Annotated in this window: 20 protein-coding genes, 4 tRNA genes and 2 pseudogenes; 18 read left to right on the top strand and 8 right to left on the bottom strand. The window is 24.8% G+C overall.

Annotated elements, in window-relative coordinates; translation table 11 throughout:
* The first annotated feature begins 332 nt into the window (after positions 1 to 332).
* From U0T58_02835 to der, 3 genes are all read left to right on the top strand, one after another.
* Positions 333 to 818, top strand: a complete 486-nt coding sequence (locus U0T58_02835) for a tetratricopeptide repeat protein (GenBank protein ID XBC42301.1) — start codon at positions 333 to 335, stop codon at positions 816 to 818.
* Between the two features lie 162 nt (positions 819 to 980).
* Positions 981 to 1196 carry a GTPase gene (locus tag U0T58_02830; GenBank protein XBC42300.1) on the top strand — a complete coding sequence of 72 codons (216 nt, stop codon included), beginning with the start codon at positions 981 to 983 and terminating at the stop codon, positions 1194 to 1196.
* On the top strand, positions 1178 to 2353 hold the full coding sequence (gene der / locus U0T58_02825) for a ribosome biogenesis GTPase Der (GenBank protein ID XBC42567.1): 1176 nt from the start codon (positions 1178 to 1180) through the stop codon (positions 2351 to 2353). Before U0T58_02830 ends, der begins: the two co-directional genes overlap by 19 nt.
* A 127-nt stretch (positions 2354 to 2480) precedes the next feature.
* Here the strand turns inward: der and fdx are convergent, their stop codons facing one another.
* The 5 genes from fdx to U0T58_02800 form a co-directional block, all read right to left on the bottom strand.
* Positions 2481 to 2807 carry an ISC system 2Fe-2S type ferredoxin gene (gene fdx, locus U0T58_02820; protein XBC42299.1) on the bottom strand — a complete coding sequence of 109 codons (327 nt, stop codon included), beginning with the start codon at positions 2805 to 2807 and terminating at the stop codon, positions 2481 to 2483.
* Between the two features lie 214 nt (positions 2808 to 3021).
* Positions 3022 to 4533 carry an Hsp70 family protein gene (locus tag U0T58_02815; protein ID XBC42298.1) on the bottom strand — a complete coding sequence of 504 codons (1512 nt, stop codon included), beginning with the start codon at positions 4531 to 4533 and terminating at the stop codon, positions 3022 to 3024.
* Between the two features lie 20 nt (positions 4534 to 4553).
* A complete protein-coding gene (gene hscB, locus U0T58_02810; GenBank protein ID XBC42297.1) occupies positions 4554 to 5063 on the bottom strand; it encodes a Fe-S protein assembly co-chaperone HscB in 510 nt (169 codons plus the stop codon).
* Between the two features lie 131 nt (positions 5064 to 5194).
* Positions 5195 to 5578, bottom strand: a complete 384-nt coding sequence (iscU, locus tag U0T58_02805) for a Fe-S cluster assembly scaffold IscU (GenBank protein XBC42296.1) — start codon at positions 5576 to 5578, stop codon at positions 5195 to 5197.
* A 22-nt stretch (positions 5579 to 5600) separates the two neighbouring features.
* Positions 5601 to 6821 (bottom strand): IscS subfamily cysteine desulfurase, encoded by a 1221-nt coding sequence (locus tag U0T58_02800; GenBank protein ID XBC42295.1) that lies wholly within the window; start codon positions 6819 to 6821, stop codon positions 5601 to 5603.
* A 264-nt stretch (positions 6822 to 7085) separates the two neighbouring features.
* Here U0T58_02800 and U0T58_02795 point away from each other — a divergent pair.
* From U0T58_02795 to U0T58_02755, 9 genes are all read left to right on the top strand, one after another.
* Positions 7086 to 7158 (top strand) — tRNA-Trp (locus U0T58_02795).
* A gap of 356 nt (positions 7159 to 7514) precedes the next feature.
* The gene (gene ilvD, locus U0T58_02790; protein XBC42294.1) at positions 7515 to 9350 is read left to right on the top strand and encodes a dihydroxy-acid dehydratase; all 1836 of its coding nucleotides are present in this window, start codon (positions 7515 to 7517) and stop codon (positions 9348 to 9350) included.
* A 109-nt stretch (positions 9351 to 9459) separates the two neighbouring features.
* Entirely contained in the window at positions 9460 to 10929 is a 1470-nt protein-coding gene (gene ilvC / locus U0T58_02785; protein ID XBC42293.1) for a ketol-acid reductoisomerase, read from the top strand.
* Between the two features lie 107 nt (positions 10930 to 11036).
* On the top strand, positions 11037 to 12998 hold the full coding sequence (locus tag U0T58_02780; GenBank protein XBC42292.1) for a UvrD-helicase domain-containing protein: 1962 nt from the start codon (positions 11037 to 11039) through the stop codon (positions 12996 to 12998).
* A 135-nt stretch (positions 12999 to 13133) separates the two neighbouring features.
* On the top strand, positions 13134 to 13463 hold the full coding sequence (gene trxA / locus U0T58_02775) for a thioredoxin TrxA (protein ID XBC42291.1): 330 nt from the start codon (positions 13134 to 13136) through the stop codon (positions 13461 to 13463).
* Between the two features lie 207 nt (positions 13464 to 13670).
* On the top strand, positions 13671 to 14930 hold the full coding sequence (gene rho, locus U0T58_02770; GenBank protein XBC42290.1) for a transcription termination factor Rho: 1260 nt from the start codon (positions 13671 to 13673) through the stop codon (positions 14928 to 14930).
* A gap of 309 nt (positions 14931 to 15239) precedes the next feature.
* A tRNA-Arg gene (locus U0T58_02765) sits at positions 15240 to 15313 on the top strand.
* Positions 15314 to 15348: 35 nt separating this feature from the next.
* Positions 15349 to 15421, top strand: a tRNA-His gene (locus U0T58_02760).
* A 46-nt stretch (positions 15422 to 15467) separates the two neighbouring features.
* A tRNA-Pro gene (locus U0T58_02755) sits at positions 15468 to 15541 on the top strand.
* Positions 15542 to 15896: 355 nt separating this feature from the next.
* On the opposite strand, the gene cyaY is transcribed toward U0T58_02755, so the two are convergent.
* A complete protein-coding gene (cyaY, locus tag U0T58_02750; protein ID XBC42566.1) occupies positions 15897 to 16223 on the bottom strand; it encodes an iron donor protein CyaY in 327 nt (108 codons plus the stop codon).
* A gap of 260 nt (positions 16224 to 16483) precedes the next feature.
* Here cyaY and dapF point away from each other — a divergent pair, with 260 nt between their 5' ends.
* From dapF to U0T58_02730, 4 genes are all read left to right on the top strand, one after another.
* On the top strand, positions 16484 to 17308 hold the full coding sequence (gene dapF, locus U0T58_02745) for a diaminopimelate epimerase (GenBank protein XBC42565.1): 825 nt from the start codon (positions 16484 to 16486) through the stop codon (positions 17306 to 17308).
* An 80-nt stretch (positions 17309 to 17388) separates the two neighbouring features.
* The gene (locus U0T58_02740; protein ID XBC42289.1) at positions 17389 to 18675 is read left to right on the top strand and encodes an MFS transporter; all 1287 of its coding nucleotides are present in this window, start codon (positions 17389 to 17391) and stop codon (positions 18673 to 18675) included.
* Positions 18676 to 18892: 217 nt separating this feature from the next.
* A complete protein-coding gene (locus U0T58_02735) occupies positions 18893 to 20383 on the top strand; it encodes an inorganic phosphate transporter (GenBank protein XBC42288.1) in 1491 nt (496 codons plus the stop codon).
* A gap of 853 nt (positions 20384 to 21236) precedes the next feature.
* Positions 21237 to 22424, top strand: a complete 1188-nt coding sequence (locus tag U0T58_02730; protein XBC42287.1) for a hypothetical protein — start codon at positions 21237 to 21239, stop codon at positions 22422 to 22424.
* A 215-nt stretch (positions 22425 to 22639) separates the two neighbouring features.
* Here U0T58_02730 and coaD read toward each other — a convergent pair.
* Positions 22640 to 23124 (bottom strand): annotated as a pseudogene (gene coaD, locus U0T58_02725) (pantetheine-phosphate adenylyltransferase).
* 363 nt (positions 23125 to 23487) lie between these two features.
* The gene (locus U0T58_02720) at positions 23488 to 24237 is read right to left on the bottom strand and encodes an FAD-binding oxidoreductase (protein XBC42286.1); all 750 of its coding nucleotides are present in this window, start codon (positions 24235 to 24237) and stop codon (positions 23488 to 23490) included.
* 402 nt (positions 24238 to 24639) lie between these two features.
* On the opposite strand from U0T58_02720, the gene U0T58_02715 reads away from it, so the two are divergent.
* Positions 24640 to 26199 (top strand): anthranilate synthase component 1, encoded by a 1560-nt coding sequence (locus U0T58_02715; GenBank protein XBC42285.1) that lies wholly within the window; start codon positions 24640 to 24642, stop codon positions 26197 to 26199.
* A 2-nt stretch (positions 26200 to 26201) separates the two neighbouring features.
* Positions 26202 to 26768 (top strand): annotated as a pseudogene (locus U0T58_02710) (gamma-glutamyl-gamma-aminobutyrate hydrolase family protein).
* Positions 26769 to 26817: the final 49 nt, after the last annotated feature.

The raw sequence follows: 26817 nt of genomic DNA, 5'->3' as shown, positions 1-26817 counted from the left end.
TAATGACCTCTTAGTTGATATATTTAATATATATATTGTTTTTATTATTTAAAATATATATATTTAATATATAATATATATATTTAATATATATATTGTATATATTTAATATATATATTGTTTTTATTATTTTAATTATGCATTTATGGTAGATGCATATATATATATATAATATATATATTTAATATATATATTGTTTTTATTATTTTAATTATGCATTTATGGTAGATTTAACCTTGACAAAAAATGCTTGCATTTATTTAAACATATAATACTATTGTTAAGATCGCTAAAATTTTATTTTTAAAAACATTTTAATATGTTGTAAATATATGAATATAAACTTTACTTTTCAAGATAAAAAAATAAATAATATATTTTTTTCTTTTTTAGGATTTACATTTTTCTTATTTTTATTTTATTTTTATTCATCAAATATAAATAATTTTACTTATATAGAAGATTATGAAAAAATTATCCAAAAAAATAATTCTAAAAATGTAAAATCAGTGAATGAAATTGTTCAATTTATTGAGAATAATAAAAATAACATTTATAGTTCTTTAGCGTCTTTGCAATTAGCTAAAATATACATAGATAGTGGTAATTTAAATGATGCTTTATTAATACTAAAAAAAAACTTAAAACATACTCCTGATGTAAATATTTTTAATTTAATAACATTAAATATTGCTAAAATACAATTTCAATTAAACGATAATCTGCAAGCTATAAAGACTATTGATCATATTAAAGACAATGCTTGGAACAGTGTCAAATATAAATTCAAAGATAATGTTTTTGCTTCATTAAAATGAAAAATTAAGAGCTACAATCTTAATATAGAAAAATTTATATTTTCAAGATAAATTAGAATTAAAAAATAATAAATATTAAGCTAACTAACTTAAAAAATTAAAATTAATAAAATATATGATTTAATAAATAAATACATAAGAATATTGAGAGATAATAATTATATGGTTCCTTTAATTGTATTGATTGGAAGAACTAATGTTGGGAAATCTACTTTATTTAATAAACTTACTAATTCTCATAATGCATTAGTTTCTAATTGTTTAGAATTGACTCGAGATAGAAAATATGGATGTTTAAATATCAAAAATAATATATTTACTATCATTGATACAGCTGGGATTAACAATAAAAAAAAAACATTAATAAAAAGATCCTAGATCAAGTATTTTTATCTATAGAAGAATCTGATTTAATTTGTTTTTTAGTTAGTGCTAGAGATGGATTAGTACATGAAGATTGGAGTATTGCAAAAAAAATTAGAACATATAAGAAAAGTATATTAGTTGTGGTCAATAAAGTGGATGGATTAAACATTAATTCAATAAAATCAGAATTTTATGCATTAGGATTCTCAAACGTTCATGCTATTTCAGCTACTAATGGAATAGGAATAACAGCTTTAATACAGAAATATTTCATAAGTTTATTAAAAAATATTTCATATAGTAATAAAAATAAACTTTTAAATGTCTCTCTTTTAGAACAAGAAAAAAATAAAGTACGATGGCATTTAAATAATAATTTTGTAAAAATAGCTGTTGTTGGAAAACCTAATGTAGGAAAATCAACTTTAATAAATAGTATTCTTAATGAAAACAAAATGATTGTTGATGATCAACCAGGAACCACTAGAGATAGTATTTGGAATATTGTTATACATAAAAATAATAATTATATTTTTATTGATACAGCGGGTGTAAGAAAAAAAAATAAGATTACTAATTATACAGAAAAGTTTTCAGTTAGAAAAACATTAGAATCTATTAAATTAGCTAATATAGTTATATTAGTTTTAGATGTTACAGACATTATATCAAGTCAAGATATAACGTTGTTCAATCGTATTGTTGAAAATGGTTGTGGGATTATGATAGTATTTAATAAATGTGATAAATTGTTGAAACATGATAAAAGAAAAATTTTAAAATCAGAAAAATTGAAGTATATGAATGTTGGAGTGATTCATTTTATTTCTGCTGTTAACAAGTTAGGTGTAAATAAAATATTTACATTTATTGATAAAATTTTTGAACATTCTGTAAAAACATTAAGTACTTCAAAATTAACAGAAATTATGAAATTAGCAGTAAATATGCATCAACCGCCTATTATTAAAAATATTAGAATAAAATTAAAATATGCTCATTTAGGTAAAAAAAATCCTTTAACTATTATTATTCATGGAAATAAATTAAATTATCTTTCAGATACTTATAAAAAATATCTTTCTAATTATTTTATAAAAGCATTAAATATTATAGGAAATCCTATACATTTTTATTTTAAAAATAGTAATAATCCTTTTTTGAAATAAATTTTATGAAATAAATTTAATTGAATACTAATAATTTATCTTTAGCACATTTATTATCTAAACGTTTTTTATATATTTTGACAATAAAATATATATTTTGTGAAAATAAGTAGTGGATATAAAAAAATTAAAATTGATTTACAGTATATGTAGGAATTTCAACTTCTATATCCTGTTCCATAATTTTTGCCTGGCAACTAAGTCGACTATCTAATTGTACTCCCCATGCCTTGTCAAGAACGTCTTCTTCTTTTTCTTGACAAACAGATAAAGAAAAGTATCCCTTTTTTATAAAACAATGACATGTAGTGCATACACAGGATCTATCACAAGCATGTTCAATATTTATATTATTTTTTAGTGCAACATTTAAAATTGTTTCCCCTTTTTCAGCAAGGAATGTTCCACCCTTCGGCAATAATATTTTATGAGGTAGAAATGTAATTTTTGGCATAATATATTTTATGTCCTCAAGTAGTATTATTAGTTATATTTATATACATTTATTGAAATACATATAAGCTATAGAAAATCACTAAAATAACTTAATATTTTAATATTAGGATTGTAATGTTAAATATATTGAAACAATTATATATTTATTTTTTAAAGTAAATAGCAGAGTTTCTTTTTCAGTATATTCATTGTATCAGAAATTTATAATTTATTTAGTTTATGATTGGATTGACCGTAATATTTTTTTTGATTTTTGTTGATTTTATTTTGGCTGTAACAGATAATAATCCATTCACATCTATTTGAAATTTTACGATAACAATTATTTTTCCAGCAGGTCTTTCTGGAATATCTTTTAATATAAATTTTGATAAAGATTTACATTCATTTACTAAATTTTTTTCGCCTTGTAAAATATGAATTAATATAGATTTTTGTTTATCTTTAAAAGTCGTAAATTCTCTTGTTTGTGAAATGGGAATTTTAGTATTTTTAAAAATAATTTTTTCGACTATATTTCCCATTATTTCAATTCCTAATGATTGAGATACTACATCTAATAATATTATGTTATTAATTTTATTCTTTTTAGTTAACATATGCGCCTGAATAGCAGCTCCTATAACTACAACTTGATCTGGGTTAATTGAATATAAAGGAAGTTGTTTAAAAAATTTTTTAACATAATGTCTTACTATAGGAATATATGTAGATCCTCCTACTAAAATAACATGATTAATGTTATTTATAGAAATTTTAGCTATATTTAGTGCATCTTTACAAATATTCAATGTTTTTAAAATGATCGGTCTAATTACATTATTAAATTCCATTCGAGTAATACAAAAATTATGCGATTTAAATGTAGCAGTAACATAATGTCTATAACTCAATTCAATTTTAATAGATCGAGAAAGATTTAGTAATTTTTTATCTGATGACAAGTTGTATATATCGAATGGTATTATTTTATTTTTAATATAGTTATATAATAGATGATCAATATCATCCCCCCCTAAATTAGTACTTCCAGATGTAGATAATACTTCAAAAATTCTTTTATCTAAATTAAGTATGGAGATATCAAATGTCCCTCCTCCGAAATCATATATTGCGATAGTTCCTTGGTTTTTTAGATGTAATCCATAAGCAATTGCTGCTGCTGTTGGTTCATTTAATAAACGTAATACATTTAAATCTACTAATTGCGCTGATTTTTTAATTTCTTGTCTTTGCATATCGTTAAAATTTGCTGGAACAGTAATTACTACTCCACCTATTTTTGTATTAAACAAAGAAATTACACGATCTTTTAATATATTAAAAATTTGACTAGATATATCAACAGTATTTATAATTTCATTATTTGTAATGAATGAAACGTTATTATTTTCATTATTTTTAAAATTATATGGTAAATGAGGATATAATTTTTTTATTTCTTCTAAAGAAAGTCCAATTAAACGTTTTATTGAAGTTATTGTGTTAATTGGATCATTTATGATCATATTTTGAGCAGCCCATCCAATAATAGGTTTAGAAGAACTATAATTTACTACCGAAGGTAAAAGTACACGATTTTTATCATCTGAAATAATAATTATTTCATTTAATATAACAGTAGCTATTAATGAATAAGTAGTACCAAAATCAATACCAAAAAACATAGTTTCATGATGTGTAGTTATTTTTGAATATTTATTAAATGTTTTGATTGTAATCATAGAATTTCTCAAACTAACGTTTAGTTTTTTATATTTTTTAATGTGTCTAGTTTTCTTTTAAACTTTTTATAAAATAATAGTTTATGCAGTATTATTGCTGCTAATTTCCATTCCTTTTGATTAAGCATTGATTCTAACTCTGATAAATAGTACTGTTTTTTATGCACAATTTCATTAATAAAGTGAGATAATTCCAGTTCTTTTTTGATAGTGTATTTAAGTGTGTCTAATTTTTCATACAACTTTAATTGTTTGTATAAAAAATTACTTTGAGGTAAATATTTTTGTTCTTTTTTAAAGTTGTATGAATTTAATAGCAATAAATGTTCAGCACGTCTACATGAACTTTTAAGAACATAATAACCTAAATTCACGTTTATAGATTGTTTTAAATTATTATTTTTAGATTTAGAGTTATTATTTATAGCATCAGGGTGATACTTTTGTTGTAATTCATAAAACTTTAATACAAGTTTTTTTTTATCAATTTTAAATTTTTTAGGTAAATTGAATAATTGAAAATAATCCATACATTCATTCCATTTTTAAATTATTTTAATAATTAACTATTATAAACGTGTTAAAAATTTAAATTTTATTTCAACACGTTTATTCATACACTTAAATTTTTAGGATAATATCAATACATAATAAAGTTTTGTTAGCTTTTATTTTTATTTCTGTAATCAGTAATAGCTGCTTTAATTGCATCTTCAGCTAAAATAGAACAATGTATTTTAACTGGAGGTAGATCAAGCTCTTCTGCTATATTAGTATTTTTAATATTTTCAGCTTCTAATAGTGATTTTCCTATAATCCATTCTGTAACTAAAGAACTGGAAGCTATTGCTGATCCACATCCATAGGTTTTAAAGCAAGCATCTTTTATAATTTCATTATCATCTACTTTTATTTGTAACTTCATTACATCCCCACATGCTGGAGCGCCTACTAAACCGCTTCCAATGTTAGATTCAGAACTTGAAAATGAACCTACATTACGTGGATTTTCGTAATGATCTAATACCTTTTTACTATAAGTCATATTATTTTCTCTACAAAAACAATTAAAATGAATTATGTGTCCATTTTACAGTATCTAAATCAATTCCACATTTAAACATGTCCCAAAGTGGTGATAAATTTCTTAATCGATTGACAGCTATATGTACTATTTTAATAGTATAATCTATTTCTGATTTAGTAGTAAAACGTCCAATTGAAAAACGAATAGAACTATGAGCTAATTCATCTTTTATACCTAAGGCTCGAAGTACATATGAAGCTTCTAAACTAGCAGACGTACAGGCTGAACCTGAAGATATTGCTATATTTTTTAATGCCATAATTAAAGATTCACCTTCTACATAATTAAAGCTAACATTCAGTATGTGTGGTGCTCCATTTTTAAGATTACTATTTAAATATATTTCTTCAATATTTTTTAAACCATTCCATAAATAGTTTCTAAGATCAGTAAGATATTTATAATCGCTTTCAATATTATTTTTAGCAAGATGATAAGCCATTCCCATGCCTACAATTTGATGTACAGGTAAAGTACCTGATCTTATACCTCGTTCATGGCCTCCTCCATGGATTTGTGAAGACAATCGTACACGAGGTTTTCTTCGTACATATAATCCTCCAATACCTTTAGGTCCATATATTTTATGTGCAGAAAATGACATTAGATCTATTTTTGTATCTTTTAAATTAATATGTAATTTTCCTATACTTTGAGTAGCATCAACATGAAATAAAATTCCATGATGAGTACAAATTTTAGATATGCTATTTATATCTTGTATTACACCAGTTTCGTTATTTACATGCATAATAGATATCAATATAGTATTTTGACAAATATTTGCTTTTAGTTCTTCTAAATCAATTATTCCATTTTTTAATGGTGTGAGGTAAGTTACATAAAATCCTTTGTTTTCTAAATATTTACAAGGATCTAATACTGCTTTATGTTCTGTTTTACTAGTAATGATGTGATTTCCTTTTCTTTTATAAAAATCAGCCACCCCTTTAATTGCTAAATTATTAGATTCAGTAGCTCCAGAAGTAAAAATTATTTCTCGGAAATCTGCATTAATTAGTTCAGCGATTTGATTTCTTGCAATATCAACTGCTTCTTCTGCTTTCCATCCAAATTGATGTGAACGAGAAGCTGGATTTCCGAACGTACCATCTAATGTTAAAAACTGTATCATTTTGTCCATAACTTGATGTTCCACTGGAGTGGTTGCTGCATAGTCTAAATAAATAGGAAATTTCATAACATTTTATCCATAATCATAAACTGTAAATTATATTTAAGTACGATTAATAATTGAAGTTGTAATTAAATTTTATTAATAAAAAATGTTTTTTAAGATTTCTTGTAAGTTATTTCATAAAATGAATAGATAGTAGTTAATAAGTTTAGTAGTAATAAATGTCAATCTTATGAATAGTTCGGTACTAGACTTATATTGTTTTTAATAGTATACTAAAAGATAGTAAATTACTTTTAATTATTAAAGTAACTTAAAAAAGCTTTTAGGGGTGTAGTTCAATTGGTAGAGCATCGGTCTCCAAAACCGAATGTTAGGGGTTCAACTCCCTTCACCCCTGAATAATATTTAAAACAACAACATAAAACAATTAAAATTTATTATACATTAAAATGTAAATACAATAAAAATTGTAAAATACTGATATGTTCTGTTAAAATATTTTTTAAAAAATTTTTATTTTAATATAGTAAGTAATATCTTCATTGCGTTTTACAGATATAAAAGCATTATTTTGTTGCTTACAAATGTTCTTATTTGTTTTTAGTTGTTCTTTTTTAAAATAATCATTAAATTCATATTTACTTCATATTTTTTCTTTTCAGCAAAAACATCTTTTAACATGATTTATAATAAATTATATGATAATAACTTTAAAGTTAAATAATGATCTTTTATCTTATCATAGGGAAAATTATGCCAAAATATCGTTCTTCCACAACTACTCAGGGACGTAATATGGCAGGAGCAAGAGCATTATGGAAAGCTACAGGAATGACAGATCTGGATTTTGATAAACCAATAATTGCTGTTGTTAATTCTTTTACTGAATTTGTTCCTGGTCATATTCATTTAAGGAAACTAGGAAAACTTGTATCTGACGAAATTAAATTATCAGGAGGAGTTGCTAAAGAATTTAATACTATAGCTATAGATGATGGGATTGCTATGGGGCATTCTGGAATGTTATATTCTCTCCCGTCTCGTGAATTAATAGCAGATTCTATAGAATATATGATTAATGCTCATTGTGCAGATGCTATGATATGTATTTCAAACTGTGATAAAATTACACCAGGAATGTTAATGGCTGCTTTACGTTTAAACGTTCCGTGTGTATTTGTTTCTGGTGGTCCTATGGAATCGGGTAAAATTACTATAGATGGTAAACAAAAAAAATTAGATTTAGTAGATGCAATTATATATAGTGCTAATTTAAATTACTCTAATGATTTAGTAAAAAAAGTTGAAAATTCTGCATGTCCTACTTGCGGTTCTTGTTCTGGTTTATTTACTGCAAATTCTATGAATTGCCTTACTGAAGTATTAGGTTTATCTTTGCCTGGAAATGGAACATTACTAGCAACTCATATAGACAGAAAAAAATTATTTATTGAATCAGGAAAACTAATAGTTAAAATTACAAAAAATTATTATGAAAACAACAATGTGAGATTTTTACCTCGAAATATAGCTTCACGAGAAGCATTTTTAAATGCTATGTCTTTAGATATTGCTATGGGTGGATCGACTAATACTATATTGCATTTATTAGCAGCTGCTCAAGAAGGTAACATTAATTTTTCAATGTTGGATATTGATATTTTGTCTAAAAAAGTACCTCATTTATGTAAATTAGCTCCTAGTAGCAATATATATCATATGGAAGATTTTCACCGAGCTGGTGGAGTTATGGGTTTATTGGCAGAATTAAATCGTATTAGTTTGTTAAATAAAAATACTTATAATGTACTTGGATTAAATTTAGAAGAAACATTAAATAAATATGATATTTTAACTACAAAAGATGAAAATGTAATTAGCATGTTTCATGCAGGCCCTCTGGGGAAAAAGACAATAAAACCATTTATGCAATCTTATAAGTGGCATTCATTAGACAAAAATCGCCAAAAAGGATGTATTCGGTCTCATCAATTTGCTTTTAGCAATGATGGAGGATTAGCTATATTGTACGGTAATATTGCAAAAAATGGTTGCGTTGTTAAAACTGCTGGAGTTGAAAAAAATAATTTAACATTTAGAGGTAATGCTATAGTATTTGAAAGTCAAGAGGATGCAGTAGCGGCTATTTTAGCAGGAAAAATTAAAAAAGGTAATGTAGTTGTAATACGTTATGAAGGTCCAAAAGGAGGTCCTGGTATGCAAGAGATGTTGTATCCTACTACTTATTTAAAATCAATGGGATTAGATAAACATTGTGCACTAATTACTGATGGTCGATTTTCTGGAGGAACTTCTGGTTTATCTATAGGACATATTTCTCCAGAAGCAGCGAATAAAGGAAATATTGCTTTAATTAATAATGGTGATTTTATCAATATTAATATACCTGATCGTATAATAAATTTAGAAGTTAGTCAAAATGAACTATTATTGAGAACTAGAAATGAAAATAAAAGAGGAACTTCATCTTATACTCCTAAATTTCGAAAACGTTATATATCTCCTGCACTAAAAATGTATGCATTATTTGCTACAAGCGCTGATCAAGGTGCAGTGAGAATGATTTAATCATAGATTTTTATTAAAAACATATTATTTTGCACATAATTAGACGTTCATTTATTATGGCATATAATTATTTTATTTATCTTTATTTTATTTTAATGCAGAGATATTTATGAAAAATTATTTTAATTCACTTAATTTTCGTGAAAAATTAATCAATTTACAGTGTTGTACATTAATGGAACAATGTTCTTTTTTTGGAGAACATAACATTTTGAAAGGAAAGAACATTGTTATTATTGGATGTGGATCACAAGGTTTAAATCAAGGATTAAATATGCGTGATTCAGGTTTACAAATTTCTTATGCATTACGTTCAAGTTCTATTTTAGAGAAAAATTCTTCTTGGATTAATGCTACGAAACATGACTTTTTCGTGGGTACATATGAAGATCTTGTTCCTACAGCAGATCTAGTTATAAATTTAACTCCAGATAAACAACATGGATATGTAGTAACATCGTTACAAAAATTTATGAAAAAAAACTCAGTTCTTGGTTTTTCTCATGGATTCAATATTGTTGAAATGGGGCAGAAAATACGAAATGATATTACAGTGATTATGGTTGCTCCAAAATGTCCAGGGACAGAAGTAAGAAAAGAATACTTACGAGGTTTTGGTGTTCCTGCTTTAATTTCTGTGCATTCTGAAAATGATCCTAATACAATTGGATTAAAAATGGCAAAATCTTGGGCTATCGCACTTGGTAGTCATCATGCAGGTATTTTATATTCTTCTTTTATAGCAGAAGTTAAATCAGATTTAATGGGTGAACAAACTATTTTATGTGGAATGTTACAAGCAAGTTCATTAGTATGTTATGAACAACTTATTTTTCAAGGAAGTGATCCAAATTATGCTGCAAAATTAATACAATCAGGATGGGAAGCTATTACTGAATCACTAAAACATGGTGGAATTACTTTAATGTTAGATAGATTATCTAATACTGCAAAAATTAGAGCATGCATTCTTTCTAAAGAATTAAAGCAAGTGTTTTCTTCTTTATTCAAAAAACATATGGATGATATAATTTCAGGTGAATTTTCTAAAAATATGATGTGTGATTGGAAAAATAATGATATGAAATTAAAACAATGGAGATCAGAATTAAGAGATACTAATTTTGAAAAATGTGATATATATCATGGTAAAATATTAGAACAAGAATATTTTGATAATGGATTATTTATGGTTGCAATAGTGAAAGCTGGTATTGAGTTATCATTTGAAACTATGATTGAATCAGGAATAAAAGAAGAATCTGCATATTATGAATCCTTACATGAACTACCTTTGATAGCAAATACTATCTCTCGAAAACGTCTTCATGAAATGAATTTGGTTATATCTGATACTGCAGAATATGGAAGTTATCTTTTTTCACAAGCTGCTATTCCTTTATTAAAAAAATTTGTAAATAAATTAAAACCAGGTGATCTTGGTAGTAAAATTTCTGATATAACATTAGATAATATAACTTTAAATAATGTCAATAGAGAAATTGAAGATCATCCTATAGAAATCATTGGAAAGAGATTAAGAAAATATATGACTAACATGAAATCTATAAAAATATAGGATAATATTTTATTCAACATCATATTTTAGTATAATGTTTAGATACATTAATGATATTGATATTTTAATATTAGATAACAACAATATATAGTATTTTACATTTTATCATGGATTTAAACGTAAATCAAAATAAAGCTGTTCGCTGTATTTCAGGACCTTGTTTAATATTGGCTGGAGCAGGATCAGGAAAAACACAAGTAATTATTAACAAAATTATTTATTTGATTAAAAAATGTAATTTTAATCCAAGTAGTATTTTTGCTGTTACTTTTACAAATCGAGCTGCAAATGAAATGAAAAATAGAATTTCTAATCGGTTATCTATAAGTGTTATGGAAAAAATTACTATCTCTACTTTTCATACATTAGGATTAGAAATTATTAAATCAGAACTTAGTCAATTAAAAATTCAACCTAATTTTTCTATCTTTGATGAACAAGACCAAACAACTGTATTAAAAAATATTACACAAAAAAAAGATAAAATATTTTTAAAAAACGTTCGTTTAGCAATTTCTAACTGGAAAAATAAATTAATAAATTCACATAACGCAAAAATAAATGCTAAATCTGATTTAGAAAAGAATCATGCTTATTATTACGAATTATATGAAAGATATCTTAAATCATGCAATATATTGGATTTTGATGATTTAGTTTTTATTCCAACATTGTTGTTAAAAAATGATGAACTATTAAGAAAAAAGTGGGATGAAAAAGTTCGGTATTTTTTAGTTGATGAATATCAAGATACTAATAACATTCAATATGAATTAATAAAATTATTAAATAAGCATGTTTCAGATTTTACTTTGGTAGGAGATGATGATCAATCTATTTACTCTTGGAGAGGTGCTAGAGTACGTAATTTTTCATTATTACAATCGGATTATCCTACGTTAAACATAATAAAATTAGAACATAACTACCGTTCTTCTGGTAGAATTTTAAAAGCTGCTAATTTGCTAATAACGAATAATCCTCATTTTTTAAAAAAAAAGCTATTTTCTAACTTAGAATATGGACCTATTATAAATGTAATATCTGCTAAAAATGAAGAAGAAGAAGCTAAATTAGTATTAAAAAAAATACTAATTCATAAATCTCTTAATTTAACTAAATTTCAAGATTATGCTATATTATATAGAAGTAATTATCAAGTAAAAATATTTGAAAAAATATTAATGAATTTTAAGGTTCCTTACTATATTTCTGCTCGTTCTTCTTTTTTTTCTTGTTCTGAAGTCAAAGATTTACTAGCATATTTAAAATTAATACTTAATCCAAATGATGATGTAGCTTTTTTGAAAATAATAAATAGACCTTCTAGAGGAATAGGAAATATTACTTTAAAAAAGCTAAAAGAATGGAGCAAAAAGAGAAGACAAAGTTTATTTTTTTCTAGTAATGATATGGGTTTACGATTTATTTTACCATCTCGTAATTTCAATGCATTAAAAAGTTTTGTTATTCTAATAAATAATCTAATAAAAGATATCTATATTCGTCCTGCAACAGTGCTGAACAACTTGATTTCTATTATAGAATATGATGTATGGTTGTCAAAAACTATAAAAAATGCAAAAATTTATGAAATTAGTATAAACAACATACGTATATTATTAAGTTGGATTTCTGAATTAATAGAAAAATATAAATATACAAATAGACCCAATTTTTTTTCAGAAATTGTTGTTCAGTTTATTATTCAAAACGAACTAAAAAACGAAAATTTTAATGATAATAAAATTCAATTGATGACGTTGCATGCATCTAAAGGACTAGAATTTTCTTATGTATTTATGATAGGTATGGAAGAAGGAATTTTGCCTCATTATAATTCTATTAGTAATAATATAGATGAAGAACGACGATTAACTTATGTTGGAATTACTAGAGCTAAAAAAGAATTGTGTTTCAGTTATTCTGAAACACGTTATCAATATGGAGAAATAATTCATACTATTCCTAGTAGGTTTTTGTTAGAATTACCAAAAAATGATTTATCTTGGAACAAAGATAATATTAAAAAAAAAAGTAGTAATTTTAATAAAGACATTTTATATTAAAATATATAGATATTTGAAAGAAACATATAAAAATGTAAAAAATATATGTTTTTATAAACTTTATATGTGTTATTTGTTAAATATAAATTATATTTGTTTATAAAGATGATTGTTGCTGTTAAGGAGAGAATGAATATGAAAGGAAATATAATTAATCTAACTGATGATAGTTTTAATGAAAATGTTGTAATGTCAAATGGCGTGATATTAGTTGATTTTTGGGCAGATTGGTGTAATCCTTGTAAAATGTTAGCTCCTATTTTAGAAGAGATATCTATAGAATATCATGATCGTTTAATAGTTGCAAAAATAAATATTGATTCTAATCCAAATACTGCACCGCAATATTCTGTTAGAGGTATTCCTGCATTATTATTGTTTAAAAGAGGTCAATTAATAGCAACTAGGATTGGTTCTATTTCTAAAATTCAATTGAAAGATTTTTTAGATGCTAATCTAAAATAAATTAAAATTTACATTTTTTATTTTAAATGTTAAAATTTCTAGAGTTTATAGATTTAATACTACCAAAGTGGTAGTATTAAATGTTTGTTAATTTTAAACTATTTTAAAAATTAATTAATTAATTTCATTCAGATTATCTTAACTATTTTGTTCCGTCTATTAAATATCATTTCGAGATCGATTCTGATTTACTAAGAACCTATCATTATGAATCTTACTGCATTAAAAAATATACCAGTATCTGAATTAATTGTCCTTGGAGATCATGCGGGACTAGAAAATTTAGCACGTATGAGAAAACAAGATATCATTTTTTCTATATTAAAACAACATGCGAAAAGTGGGGAAGATATATTTGGAGATGGTGTATTAGAAATTTTACAAGATGGGTTTGGTTTTTTGCGTTCTTCTGATAGTTCGTACTTAGCTGGTCCTGACGATATTTATGTTTCTCCTAGTCAAATTCGAAGATTTAATTTACGTACTGGGGATACTATTTCTGGTAAAATTCGCCCTCCAAAAGAAGGAGAAAGATATTTCGCGTTGTTGAAAGTAAATAAAGTAAATTATGATAAACCTGAAGATGCTAGAAGTAAAATTTTATTTGAAAATTTAACTCCTTTACATGCTAATTCTCGTTTAAGAATGGAAAGAGGCAATGGTTCTACTGAAGATTTAACAGCACGTGTATTAGATTTAGCATCTCCAATTGGTAGAGGACAAAGAGGTTTAATTGTTGCACCTCCTAAAGCTGGAAAGACAATGCTTTTACAAAATATAGCACAAAGTATTGCTTATAATCATTCTGATTGTGTATTAATGGTTTTACTCATAGATGAAAGACCAGAAGAAGTCACTGAAATGTGTAGATTAGTAAAAGGGGAAGTAATAGCTTCTACATTTGATGAACCGGCTTCTAGACATGTACAAGTAGCCGAAATGGTTATTGAAAAAGCAAAAAGATTAGTAGAACACAAAAAAGATGTTATTATATTATTAGATTCAATTACAAGATTAGCTAGAGCTTACAATACAGTAGTACCAGCATCAGGAAAAGTGTTAACAGGTGGGGTAGATGCTAATGCTTTGCATAGGCCTAAGCGTTTTTTTGGTGCTGCTCGTAATGTAGAAGAAGGGGGTAGTTTGACCATTATAGCAACAGCGTTAATTGATACAGGTTCAAAAATGGATGAAGTAATTTATGAAGAATTTAAGGGTACAGGAAATATGGAATTACCTTTGTCAAGAAAAATAGCAGAAAAACGTGTATTTCCAGCTATTGATTATAATAGGTCAGGGACACGAAAGGAAGAACTATTAACTCAACCTGATGAATTACAAAAGATGTGGATCTTAAGAAAAATAATTCATCCTATGAGTGAAATTGATGCTATGGAATTTTTAATCAATAAGTTAGCAATGACTAAAACTAATAGTGAATTTTTTGATATGATGAAACGTTCTTAATTTTTTATGAAGGTTATTTATTTTGATTATCTTAAATAGAGCTATATTAAATGTTATTATGATGTATTTTTAAGTGATTTTTAGTAGATTTTTATTTTCATAATAAGATGATTTTTTTAAGAAATTTAATATAAAAAATATTATTTTTATAGATGTTTCTTATAGTAAATTTTTAATAATTTTTAATAATCTAAGTTATTTCAAGAGAAATATTTTATGAAATATAGTTATTTTAGTGTTAATAATTTAAAAAAAGCTGGACATTGTGAGGAAATGCTCATAGTATTAAATAGAATGTATTTTATATAGGCGTTCGTAGCTCAGTTGGATAGAGCGCTACCCTCCGAAGGTAGAAGTCACAGGTTCAATTCCTGTCGAACGCGAAAGATATTAAATATATAAAAAAATTAAAATGATGGTGGCCATAGCTCAGTTGGTAGAGTCCTGGATTGTGGTTCCAGATGTCATGGGTTCGAACCCCATTGGTCACCCTTTTATATATTTTTTTAGTTTCTTAAGAAATGCAAAAAACTTTATCGGTGAGTAGCGCAGTTTGGTAGCGCAACTGGTTTGGGACCAGTAGGTCAGAGGTTCAAATCCTCTCTCACCGAGTATATATTTTAAATTGAAATTTTTTACAAAAGTGTATTTTCTAGTAGTGTTTCTCGCATTTTAAGATTGCTTTAGCATATATAGATTTATTTTATTTGTTTTTAAATTTGTAAATATATTTTTTAGTATTTAAGTAAATTTTATCATAGGAGAACATTTTTGTATTTTAAGAAATAGTTTTATTTTTATTTTTTAATATACATATTGACTAAAAATAAAATTTTTAACATTATTTATTCATTTATACAATATATAAATATTGTTGTATAACATCAATATTATATTTGTTTATGTAATATTGTTATATCTTAATTGTTTTATATTCAATCATCTTTTTAATAATAAAATTATGTTTTATATATGATAAAATGTTATTTTTTCGTTAGCTTGATTTGAACATGATTCTTCTAATACATTCCAAAAATTTTTATGAGTACGATTACATATCCATTGTTTTTTTATATATTTAAAGTGATATCCTAAATTTTTAGTAGCTAACCAAATTTGATGCAATGGTTCTTGTCTATTAATAATAATTTTACTTTTATTTTCAAAAGTTATTACTATCATATTAGTGTTTATTTCAAAGTCAATATCTGATTTTCCACAATAGTCATCGATGTTTTTTTCAACATTTTTGAATAATATATCAGCTAATTTATGAAAAATATGATTATTTATTGTAATTACTGCTTTTTTTTTCATTTTAATAGCTTAAAGTTTTTGTTGAAGTATAACAATAATACTGTTATGTAAAATATACAAGCGGTATTTTTAATATTAATGTTTTAGTATATATAATATTCGTTAAGATGATGTTTGAGTAATGAAAAATGAAGTAATTTCAAGTGCAATATAATTGAATTGTAATTTTAGAATAGTGCAATTATTATACTAATAATTTAAGTTAAGTATATAAAATGTTAATTAAAAAAAGAAAAATAAGTTTTTCTAAAATGCATGGTTTAGAAAATGATTTTATAGTTTTAAATAATATAAAAGGTGATTTTTTCCTTAAACCTGAAATGATACAAAAATTATCTCATCGGCATACAGGCATTGGTTTTGATCAGTTGTTATTATTAGAATCAACGAAAAAAGAAGATATTGATTTCAACTATCGTATTTTTAATGCGAGTGGTACTGAAGTATCACAATGTGGAAATGGTGCTCGATGTTTAGCTTTATTTTTAATGTTAAAAAAACTTACTAAAAAGAAAGTCATTTGTATTAGTACTAGAAATAGAACAATAGTATTGCACATATTAAGTGATAAAGAAGTTTGTGTAAATATGGGTGTTCCTTGTTTTGACCCACAATATGTTCCTTATTTAGATTATAGCATTCAAAGGTATTATTCTATGCTCATATCAGGAAAAGTTATAAAATATCATATTGTTTCAATGGGTAATCCTCATTGTATTGTAATAGAAAATAATATTAAATGTTATCCAGTAAAGGAAATAGGATCTATTTTAAGTATTCATAAATTATTTCCTGAAGGAGTTAATGTTGGATTTATGGAAATTATATCTACTACGCGTATTTTTCTTCGAGTTTATGAAAGAGGAGTGGGAGAGACTCGATCATGTGGAAGTGGTGCTTGTGCTGCTGTTGCAGTAGGTATTAAAGAAAATATATTATCTAATGAAGTTCAGGTTGATTTGTTAGGTGGACAATTAACAGTTCATTGGAATGGAAATGCAGAAAATTTGTATATGATAGGTTCAGCTACGCATATTTATGATGGATATTTTTATGTATAGTGTTTTAAAATATTTATAATGTTGAACATATTTTAATATTTTAATTAAAGATTGTTTCATTTTTGTAACAGGAGTATATTTTGAATTTTCTGAATAAAAAATTAGTTTTAAAAAATCAATGTCATATCCATTATCATAAAAATTTGTTAAAAGAAAAAAATAAAAATTGTAGTAAGTATATAGAAAAAGGTACAAGACAGTTCATAGCAGTAACAATTGCTTTATTTTTAGCAGGTTTTGCAACATTTTCTATTTTGTATTGTGTTCAACCTATTTTGTTATTATTATCAAAACATTTCTCTTTAAGTCCTGCAGAAAGTAGTTTATCTTTATCTTCTTCAACTGCTATGATGGCAATAGGAATGTTATTTACAGGTCCTTTGTCGGATAGAATAGGGAGAAAAAAAGTTATGTCTATTTCTTTAATATTAGCAGCTTTTTTTACTTTCTTTTGTTCAAAAATGAGTAGTTGGGAAAGTGTTATATTTATGAGAGCGCTTACAGGGTTAGCGTTAAGTGGTGTTGCAGCAGTAGCCATGACGTATCTTAGCGAAGAAATACATCCTGATACTCTATCATTTTCTATGGGATTATATATTAGTGGAAATACTATTGGTGGATTCTTTGGTAGATTTCTTAGCAGTATATTAGCAGAAAATTTTTCATGGCAATGGGCATTAGAATGGATTAGTATTTTAGCACTTATTTTTTCAATATTGTTTGTATTTTTGTTACCTCATTCAAGAAATTTTCGTTCTGTTTCTTTGCATCCTCGGAAGAATTTTGTTTATTTTTTGTCACAGTGGAAACATCCTGTTTTGTCTAAATTATTTGTAATGGGATTTTTATTAATGGGTAGTTTTGTTACGTTGTTTAATTATATTGGATATAGATTATTATTAGATCCATTTTTTTTGAGTCAAAAAATTATAGGTATATTGTCAATCGTTTATTTGATTGGTGTATATAGTTCTCCTAAAGCAGGTATGCTTATTGAGAAATATGGAAAAAGCATTATGCTAATATCGTCTTTAACTATAATGATTTTTGGTCTTTTCATTTCTCAATGTAATGAAATAGTTTTAATTTTTTTAGGTTTACTTTTATTTGCAGCTGGTTTTTTTGCAGCGCATTCAGTCACTAGTACATGGGTAGGTCAACAAGTTAAGAACAATCGAGGTTATACTTCATCTATCTATTTATTTTCATATTACTTAGGATCTAGTATTTTAGGTACAATAGGTGGTGTTGTTTGGACAGTGGGAAAATGGATGGGTATCTCTATTTTTGTTACTTTTATTTTATTTATTGGGATGATATTAGCATTACAATTAAACAATATGCATTATAAAACGAAAGTTAAATAAACTTCTAAAATTTATTTAATTTTCGTTTTATTTTATTTATAATTTTTACAATTCATTTTATAGAATTTTATGACGATTTGAATTAAATTGCTAATTAATAATTGAACTATCATAATAAATATGAATATTTATTATAATTTTATGTATTATATCTTTCTCTATCTAATTTTATCGCAGATAATAAATTAAATTTATATCTTTAAATGGTTTAAAGATTATGTCATATCTGTTTTCTTATTTTAGCTATAATAGTGTTTTATTAATTGTTCTTGCTTTTTCGATAGTTTTGTCATATGAAATAATCAATGGTTTTCATGATTCTGCAAATTCTATAGCTACTGTAATTTATACTCATGCTTTGAGTTCAGAATTAGCCGTTGTAACTTCTGGAATATTTAATTTTTTAGGAGTAGTATTTGGAGGATTAAGTGTAGCTTATGCAATTGTACATCTTATTTCAATTGATTTATTACTTAATATTAATTCGATTTATGGTCTAAAAGCTATTTTTTCTATATTATTTTCTGCTATATTATGGAATTTATGTACGTGGTTTTTTTATCTTCCTACTTCTAGTTCTCATACGTTAATTGGTGCTATTGTTGGAATTGATATTGCATATGCTATATGCAATCATTGTTCTATAATTGATGCGTTAAATTTTAATAAGCTATTGAACGTACTATTGTCTTTGATTATTTCTCCAATATTAGGTTTAATTATTGCAGGTATTTTGGTTTATGTATTAAAATGTTTTTGGAAAGTTAGTAAAGAAGGTTATTGTATTAATACCACTCCGAAGATTTATGAAAAATATAGTGAAAACATTTATCCTCCATATTTAGTAAGAATTATATTAATTTTGTCTTCTATAGGGGTTAGTTATTCACATGGTGCAAATGATGGTCAAAAAGGAATTGGATTGATTATGTTAGTTTTAGTGTGTATTTTCCCATCTGAATACTTTGTAAATTTAAATGCATCACAATATGACATTAATCAAACTAAACAGTCTATTTCTCATTTAGAAAAATATTATAAAAATAATAAATCAAATTTAAAAGATAGTATAAATATATTTGCAACTCATACAGTTAATACAAAATTAATGTTTTCTCCTAAATTTTTTGATAAAAGATTATTAAATATTTTTCATAGTATACAAGAATTATTAAAAAATGTATTTAGTTACAAAGATTTGAATGTTCATCAACGTTGTGAATTGCGTAGATCGTTATTGTATGTTACTGAATTTATAGAAATTATTAATCAGCATTCTATGATTACATCTAATGAAAAGCATTTTTTAAATAATTTAAAAAAGAACTTGTCATGTACTATTGAATATGCACCTATATGGATTATAATGTTGGTAGCATTGTCATTGTCTATTGGTTCTATGATAGGATGGAGAAGGATAGCAATAACGTTTGGAGAAAAGATTGGAAATAAAGATATAACGTATGCACAAGCTATATCTTCTCAATTAACAGCAGCTGCTTCTATAGGTACAGCTAGTTATACTGGAATTCCTGTATCAACAACTCATATTGTTTCCTCTTCTATTGCTGGTGCTATTTTAGTTAATGGAGATGGAATACAAACGCGTACTATAAAGAATATAGTTATTGCTTGGATATTAACTTTTCCTGTTTCTATTATATTGTCAGGTAGTTTATACTGGATTAGTTTGAAATTGATTTATTGATTTTTTAGTGAATTAGAAAGTTTTTAAGAACATATGTTGTTATTTAATGTTAAATGATTTTTTAAATTGTGTTCATATAAGAATGTATAATTATTAAACTTTAAAAAACACATATATATTATTTGATTACTATGATATTGTATAATAATGTATTATAAAATGTTTTATATTTTAAGAATTGATTTTTTAAAATTTTTAATTTAATGAAATCTATTTTTTAAATATTTATTTCATAGTATAAATAGCATTAATGATTTTATTTACATTACAACAATTACTTTGAGATAAAAGTTTAATAAATGTAATTAACAAAAATTTTTAAAATTATTATATCTTTTAATATTGCTATAAGCATAATAATATTAAATACATTATATTAAAGTAAATGTTTATATTATAAAATATTCTTAAATAAAATTAGATATTTTATGAATTAATGAAATGTTATTTTAATATAATCAATAAATGTTATGAATATTAATGTTATAGGTAAAGTTTTTAAAAATTTTTGTAAAAATGTTTAGATTAACATACAACTTATTATTTTGATAAAGTGTTATAAGTATTACTTAAGATAATTTTGTTCTTGATTAATAGTGTAAAAAGTTATTAATTAGGTTAATATAGATGTAGATGTAAAGCGTATTCATTATTTGAAAATGTAATTTTTAAATAATGATTAACTAGGTTAATTTAATTTTTTATTTTAAGTATATTTTTAAAAAGTGAGTATTTGTAAAGTAGTTGATTTATTCATATTTTTAAATATTTTAAATAAAATGTAATACAAAACTTGACTAAAAAATTAAATTGAAGTAAAAAGAACTAATAGAAAAATAGAGGACGTAATATTATGTCATCAATGTCAGTTGTAGATAATATACAACCTATAGATGTGAATAAAAACATAAACCCTCAAGATGTTTCAAAAAGTACAAACAAAAACACTATTGAAGTTTTTCCTAAATTAAATGATATGGTGCAGTTATCTTCTTACCAAGATCATCCAAGTGTTGCATATTCTGATTTTTCTAATGGTCAAATTATAGAGTTCCCAATGGATGCTTCTATGATAAATGATTATTCGTCAACAGAAGAAGATTCGAATAAAACAGATCGATTAAAAGGTTTTTCTACATATTTTATTCCTATGTACAGTTTTATAAAAGATATAACACCGGATTTTACTGTTCCAGAAATGTTGCAATTTAATTTTACTCCTATTGCGAACTTTTTTGATTCAATTTTATATACAACATCAGATACTTGTGCATCGATATATGATACTGGGGAACAAGCTTTTAATACAACGGTTAAATTTGTAAAAGATGTAGGGGGATCTATATTTGATTCTTCTATTGATGTTGGAAAAAGTGTAGTATCTACTGTGACTGATTGTTATAACAATTGGTTTGGTTCGAGTTCAAATAATAATGCTGAAATTCAATCTAATAGTATACCAGTAGTAGATAATTCTGTTCATACTGATGAACAAGTTCAAAATAAGGATTTAAAAAAACCTTATTGGTACGCTTTAAGTAAAATAGATACAGATAGTTCTAAAGTTCCTTCAGGTAAAAAATTTCAAGATCACTTTAATGAATTAAGACAAAGTTTAAAATTAGATAATAATTTTCTTTTTGAAGGTGAACATTCTGTATTGCAAGTTAATGGGGAACGAATTTCTAAAAATTCTCCAGAAGATATGTTAAATGATTTTGAACATGTATTACCAAATTTAGAATCACGACAATTAATTTCTTCATATTCGAATCAGAATTTGTTCGCTCAACCATATGTTGAATTATTTTCTAAACGTCCAGAATTAGCTAATTTAAAGTTGAAAGATGTTAATGCTTCTTATGTAGTAGATGAGTTAAATGATGGTAGATTTCAGCTTATTGCTACTAGTAAATCAAGATTAGATTCAAGTTATAAAGCAACAGATGGTAATACATACGATTTATTTGGAATACAAGCATCAATGATTTTATCTAAAGATAAAAATCCAACTATAGAATATGCATATTTTTTAATGTAAAATTAACGAATTTATTAAATAGTTTATAATAATTATTGTTAATATATATGGTTTGATGTTTTATTAATATGTTATGAAATATGTGAAGTATATAAATATTTTGTTTATATACTTCATTATTTATCTAGCTGATGTAATTGTTGTGTATTAATTTTGAACAATTAATGTAATGAGATGATTAACATAATAGAAATAAATTGCGTTCATAATAGTTTTTATTTTTTATATTTTTTTAGTAAAGTAAGTTGTACTAATTTTGGGACGTAATTATCTATATTTCCTCCATATTTTACTATTTCTTTTATTAAAGATGATGAAATATAAGAATATTTTGGAGATGAAAAAAATATAACATGTTCTAATATCGGGTATAACTTATTATTTATGTTAAACATATTCAATTCATATTGGCAATCTAAAGATGTTCTTATACCTCTAATTATATAGCTTATATTTTCGGATTTAGCGACATGAATTAATAAATCGTTAAAATGAATAATTTTTTTAATAGTTTTGAATGATTTAGTTGTTTCTTGTACTAATTTTATGCGTTCTTTAATATTTAATAATGGTTTTTTTTTTGGTTGTCAAAAATTGCAATTACAATAAAATTAAACACTTTTGTTGCTTTAGATATAACGCTTAAGTGACCATATGTAATAGGATCAAACGTTCCTGGATATATTGCTTTCACTATCATTTTTGTATGTACTCAATAAGTTAATTTAATAAAATTGATATATTACAATATTTTTGCATGAGATAAATACTATTATTATATAATATTTAACTATTGTAAGATGTTTATAAGTCAAGTACGATGAGATAATGTTTTTATAAAAAGTGTGTTAGTTTATTAAAATAATAAACTTTAAAAAAATAAATATATATAACAAATACAAACAGTATTAATTTTAAAAATTTAAAATAAAGTTTTTAATAAGAAAAATTTTCTTTCTTAAAATATTATTGAATTAAATTTTTTCTAAAATACTGATTGTATATAAAACAATATTGATAGAAATTTTATTTCATAGAACGTATTTTAAATTTTAAGTATATTTTACCAGTAATTTTCGCTAGTAATATGACCAGGTTTATTTCGAAAGTGTTTTTTCATGTTTTTATTATTTATAAGAAAGTATTTTGTATCTTTTATCATTTCTGGGTTTCCACATAGCATGATATGACATGTATCTTTATGAATATTAAAACCTAATTTTTTTTCTAATATATTGTTTTCTAATAATTTAGGAATTCTACCGTGTATAGAAGAATTAGTTATTTCTCTACTAACAATTGTTTGTATATGTAATTTTCCATTATATTGTTCTTGTAAATCTTTCATTAAAGGTAAATATGTCAGATCATTATAATATCGAACGGCATGTACAAGTATAATATTTTCGAATTTTTCAGTATGATCTTTGCTTTGTAATATGGAAAGATAAGGACCAATTCCTGTTCCAGTAGCAAACATCCATAGATTTTTGCAACATGGAATTTCATTTAAAGTAAAAAATCCTGATGCTGTTTTTTTGATCATAATTTTGTTTATATGTGATAAGTTATATAGTTTTGGAGTTAATTTTCCTTGTGGTATAAGTATTATGTAGAATTCTAAATTTTTGTTGTTTGGAGCATTAACATATGAGTATGCTCTTTGAATTGTTTTCCCGTTTTTTTTAGTATAGGATAATTTAGAAAATTGTCCTGGAATAAAAGAATTTATAGATGCATGCATGATTATACTAAATAAATTGTTTTTCCATTTTTTAATTTTTATTATTTTTGCTATGGTCCAATCGTTCATATTAGATGTCCTTTTAGTATTTTAATATGTTATTCTCAATAATTAGTATATTAATTTTAAAAATTATTATATTTTGAAGGAAAAATAAATATTATATAGTTTTTAATAAAGTAACATACTTTTTAGTTTTTTGATAATGTATTGACATTTGTATGTTTCATACTGGTTTAACGTTGTTATATAAATAATTAATTTTTTTAGTTTATAATTAAAGCATAAAATACATAGATTTTGAAGTTGGTACAATATTAAATTTATTGAATTTATTGTATGCAAATAATATGTATGATAATTTGTTATATGAATAACAAAAAACTACTATGTTAATACAATATAATCAAAATGTAATATTTTTATTTTTTGAATTTAATATGAATATAGTAAAATTTGGAATAAGATAAAATGAATGAATGTTTTAAAAAAATGGATATTTTGAAAGTTAACGCTTTCTATCAACCTAATCCAACAGTCATTTTTCATCATATTTGTCGTAATAAAAATAATACATTACTTTTAGAAACAGCCGAGATAGATAAAAGACGTAATTTAGAAAGTATGATGATTATAGATTCTGCATTACGAATTTCAGCACTAAATCGAACTGTTGTATTAGAAGCATTGACAAAAAATGGAAAAAGTTTATTGCCTATCTTTAAGTCTTTATTACCAAAAAACATAAAAATATTTTCTTATGAAAATTGTTTGAAAATTGAATTTCCTCCTATTCCTGTAAATATAGATGAAGATAAAAAATTGTACGTATTATCTATATTTGATTCAATACGATTACTAATAAAGAGTGTTAAAAATAATACTACTTCTAAATCTATGTTTTTTGGAGGTTTATTTGCATATGATTTAGTGTCTAGTTTCGAAAACTTGCCAAAACTTAAGACGACTCAATCTTGTCCTGATTTTTGTTTTTATTTAGCTGAAATATTATTGGTGTTAGATCATAAAAAACAATCTTGCTACATACAAGCTAGTTTATTTTCTTCAGATATATTTGAAAAAAATAGATTACAATCTAGATTATTAGATTTAAAGAAACAGTTATCTCGGTCTTTGAGTTCGCTAAATCCAATTATATTTGAGAAAATGATATTAACTTGTAATAAAACAGATCAAGAATATAGTAAAATTATTAAAAATATGCAGAAATTGATATTAATGGGAGAAATTTTTCAAGTTGTTCCTTCTAGACGATTTTATTTACCTTGTATTGATTCATTAGCAGCCTATGATGTTTTAAAAAAAAATAATCCTAGTCCTTATATGTTTTTTATGCAAGATGCATATTTTACTTTATTTGGAGCTTCTCCAGAAAGCGCTTTAAAATATGATGTTTCATCTAGACAAATTGAAATTTATCCTATTGCAGGAACAAGACCTAGAGGAAGAAGTATGGATGGATCATTAGATTTAGATTTAGATAGTAGAATAGAATTGGAAATGAGAATGAACCATAAAGAACTTGCTGAACATTTAATGTTAGTAGATTTAGCTCGTAATGATTTAGCAAAAATTTGCGATCCTGGCACTCGTTATGTAGCTGATTTGACGCGAGTAGATCGATATTCTCATGTTATGCATTTAGTTTCTAGAGTAGTAGGAAAATTAAAATCTAATTTAGATGTGTTTCATGCATATCAAGCATGTATGAACATGGGAACATTAAGTGGTGCTCCAAAAGTTCGAGCTATGGAGTTAATTGCTGATGTAGAAAAAGAAAAGAGAGGTAGTTATGGAGGATCCATAGGATATTTTACCGCTTCAGGTTTATTGGATATGTGTATTGTAATTCGATCTGCATATGTTGAACGTAATATTGCTACTATTCAAGTAGGAGCTGGAATAGTGTTAGATTCTGTACCACAATCAGAAGTAGATGAAAGTAAAAATAAAGCTAGAGCTGTATTACAAGCAATCGCTGAGTCACATTCTTGTAAAATAGAGTACTAATAATGAATGATATACTTTTGTTAGATAATGTTGATTCGTTTACTTATAATTTGGTTGATCAACTTCGCACTAATGATCATAACGTTTGTATTTATCGTAATACAACTTCAGTTGAAGTTATTTTAAAGAAAATTTTTCGAATGTATAATCCTATTTTAATATTATCTCCTGGTCCAGGAAATCCTGATTATGCAGGTTGTATGCCAAAATTGTTAAAAATAATGCGTGGTAAGATACCTATTATTGGTATTTGTTTGGGGCATCAAGCTATTGTAAAAATGTATGGTGGAGATGTAATATATGCTGAAGAAATATTGCACGGGAAATCTTCTTTGATTAAGCATGATGGAAAAGCCATGTTCTCTGGTGTTTCAAATCCTTTTTCTGTAGCACGGTATCATTCTCTTGTTTGTAGTAATATTCCTAATGTATTGACTGTAAATGCTTACTACAATGATATGGTTATGGCTGTACGTAATAATAATGAAAAAATTTGTGGTTTTCAGTTTCATCCTGAATCTATATTAACGACTCGAGGTACAGAACTTTTAAAAAAAACTATAGCGTGGATTTCAGAATAAATTTATTAAAATTTTTTTAAAAAATTTTAATACCAGT

The organism is Buchnera aphidicola (Meitanaphis elongallis), from assembly GCA_039830015.1.
Taxonomy (GTDB): domain Bacteria; phylum Pseudomonadota; class Gammaproteobacteria; order Enterobacterales; family Enterobacteriaceae; genus Buchnera_B; species Buchnera_B aphidicola_AU.
The sequence above is the reverse complement of the archived record's forward strand: the minus strand, read 5'-3'. Positions and strand labels throughout refer to the sequence as shown.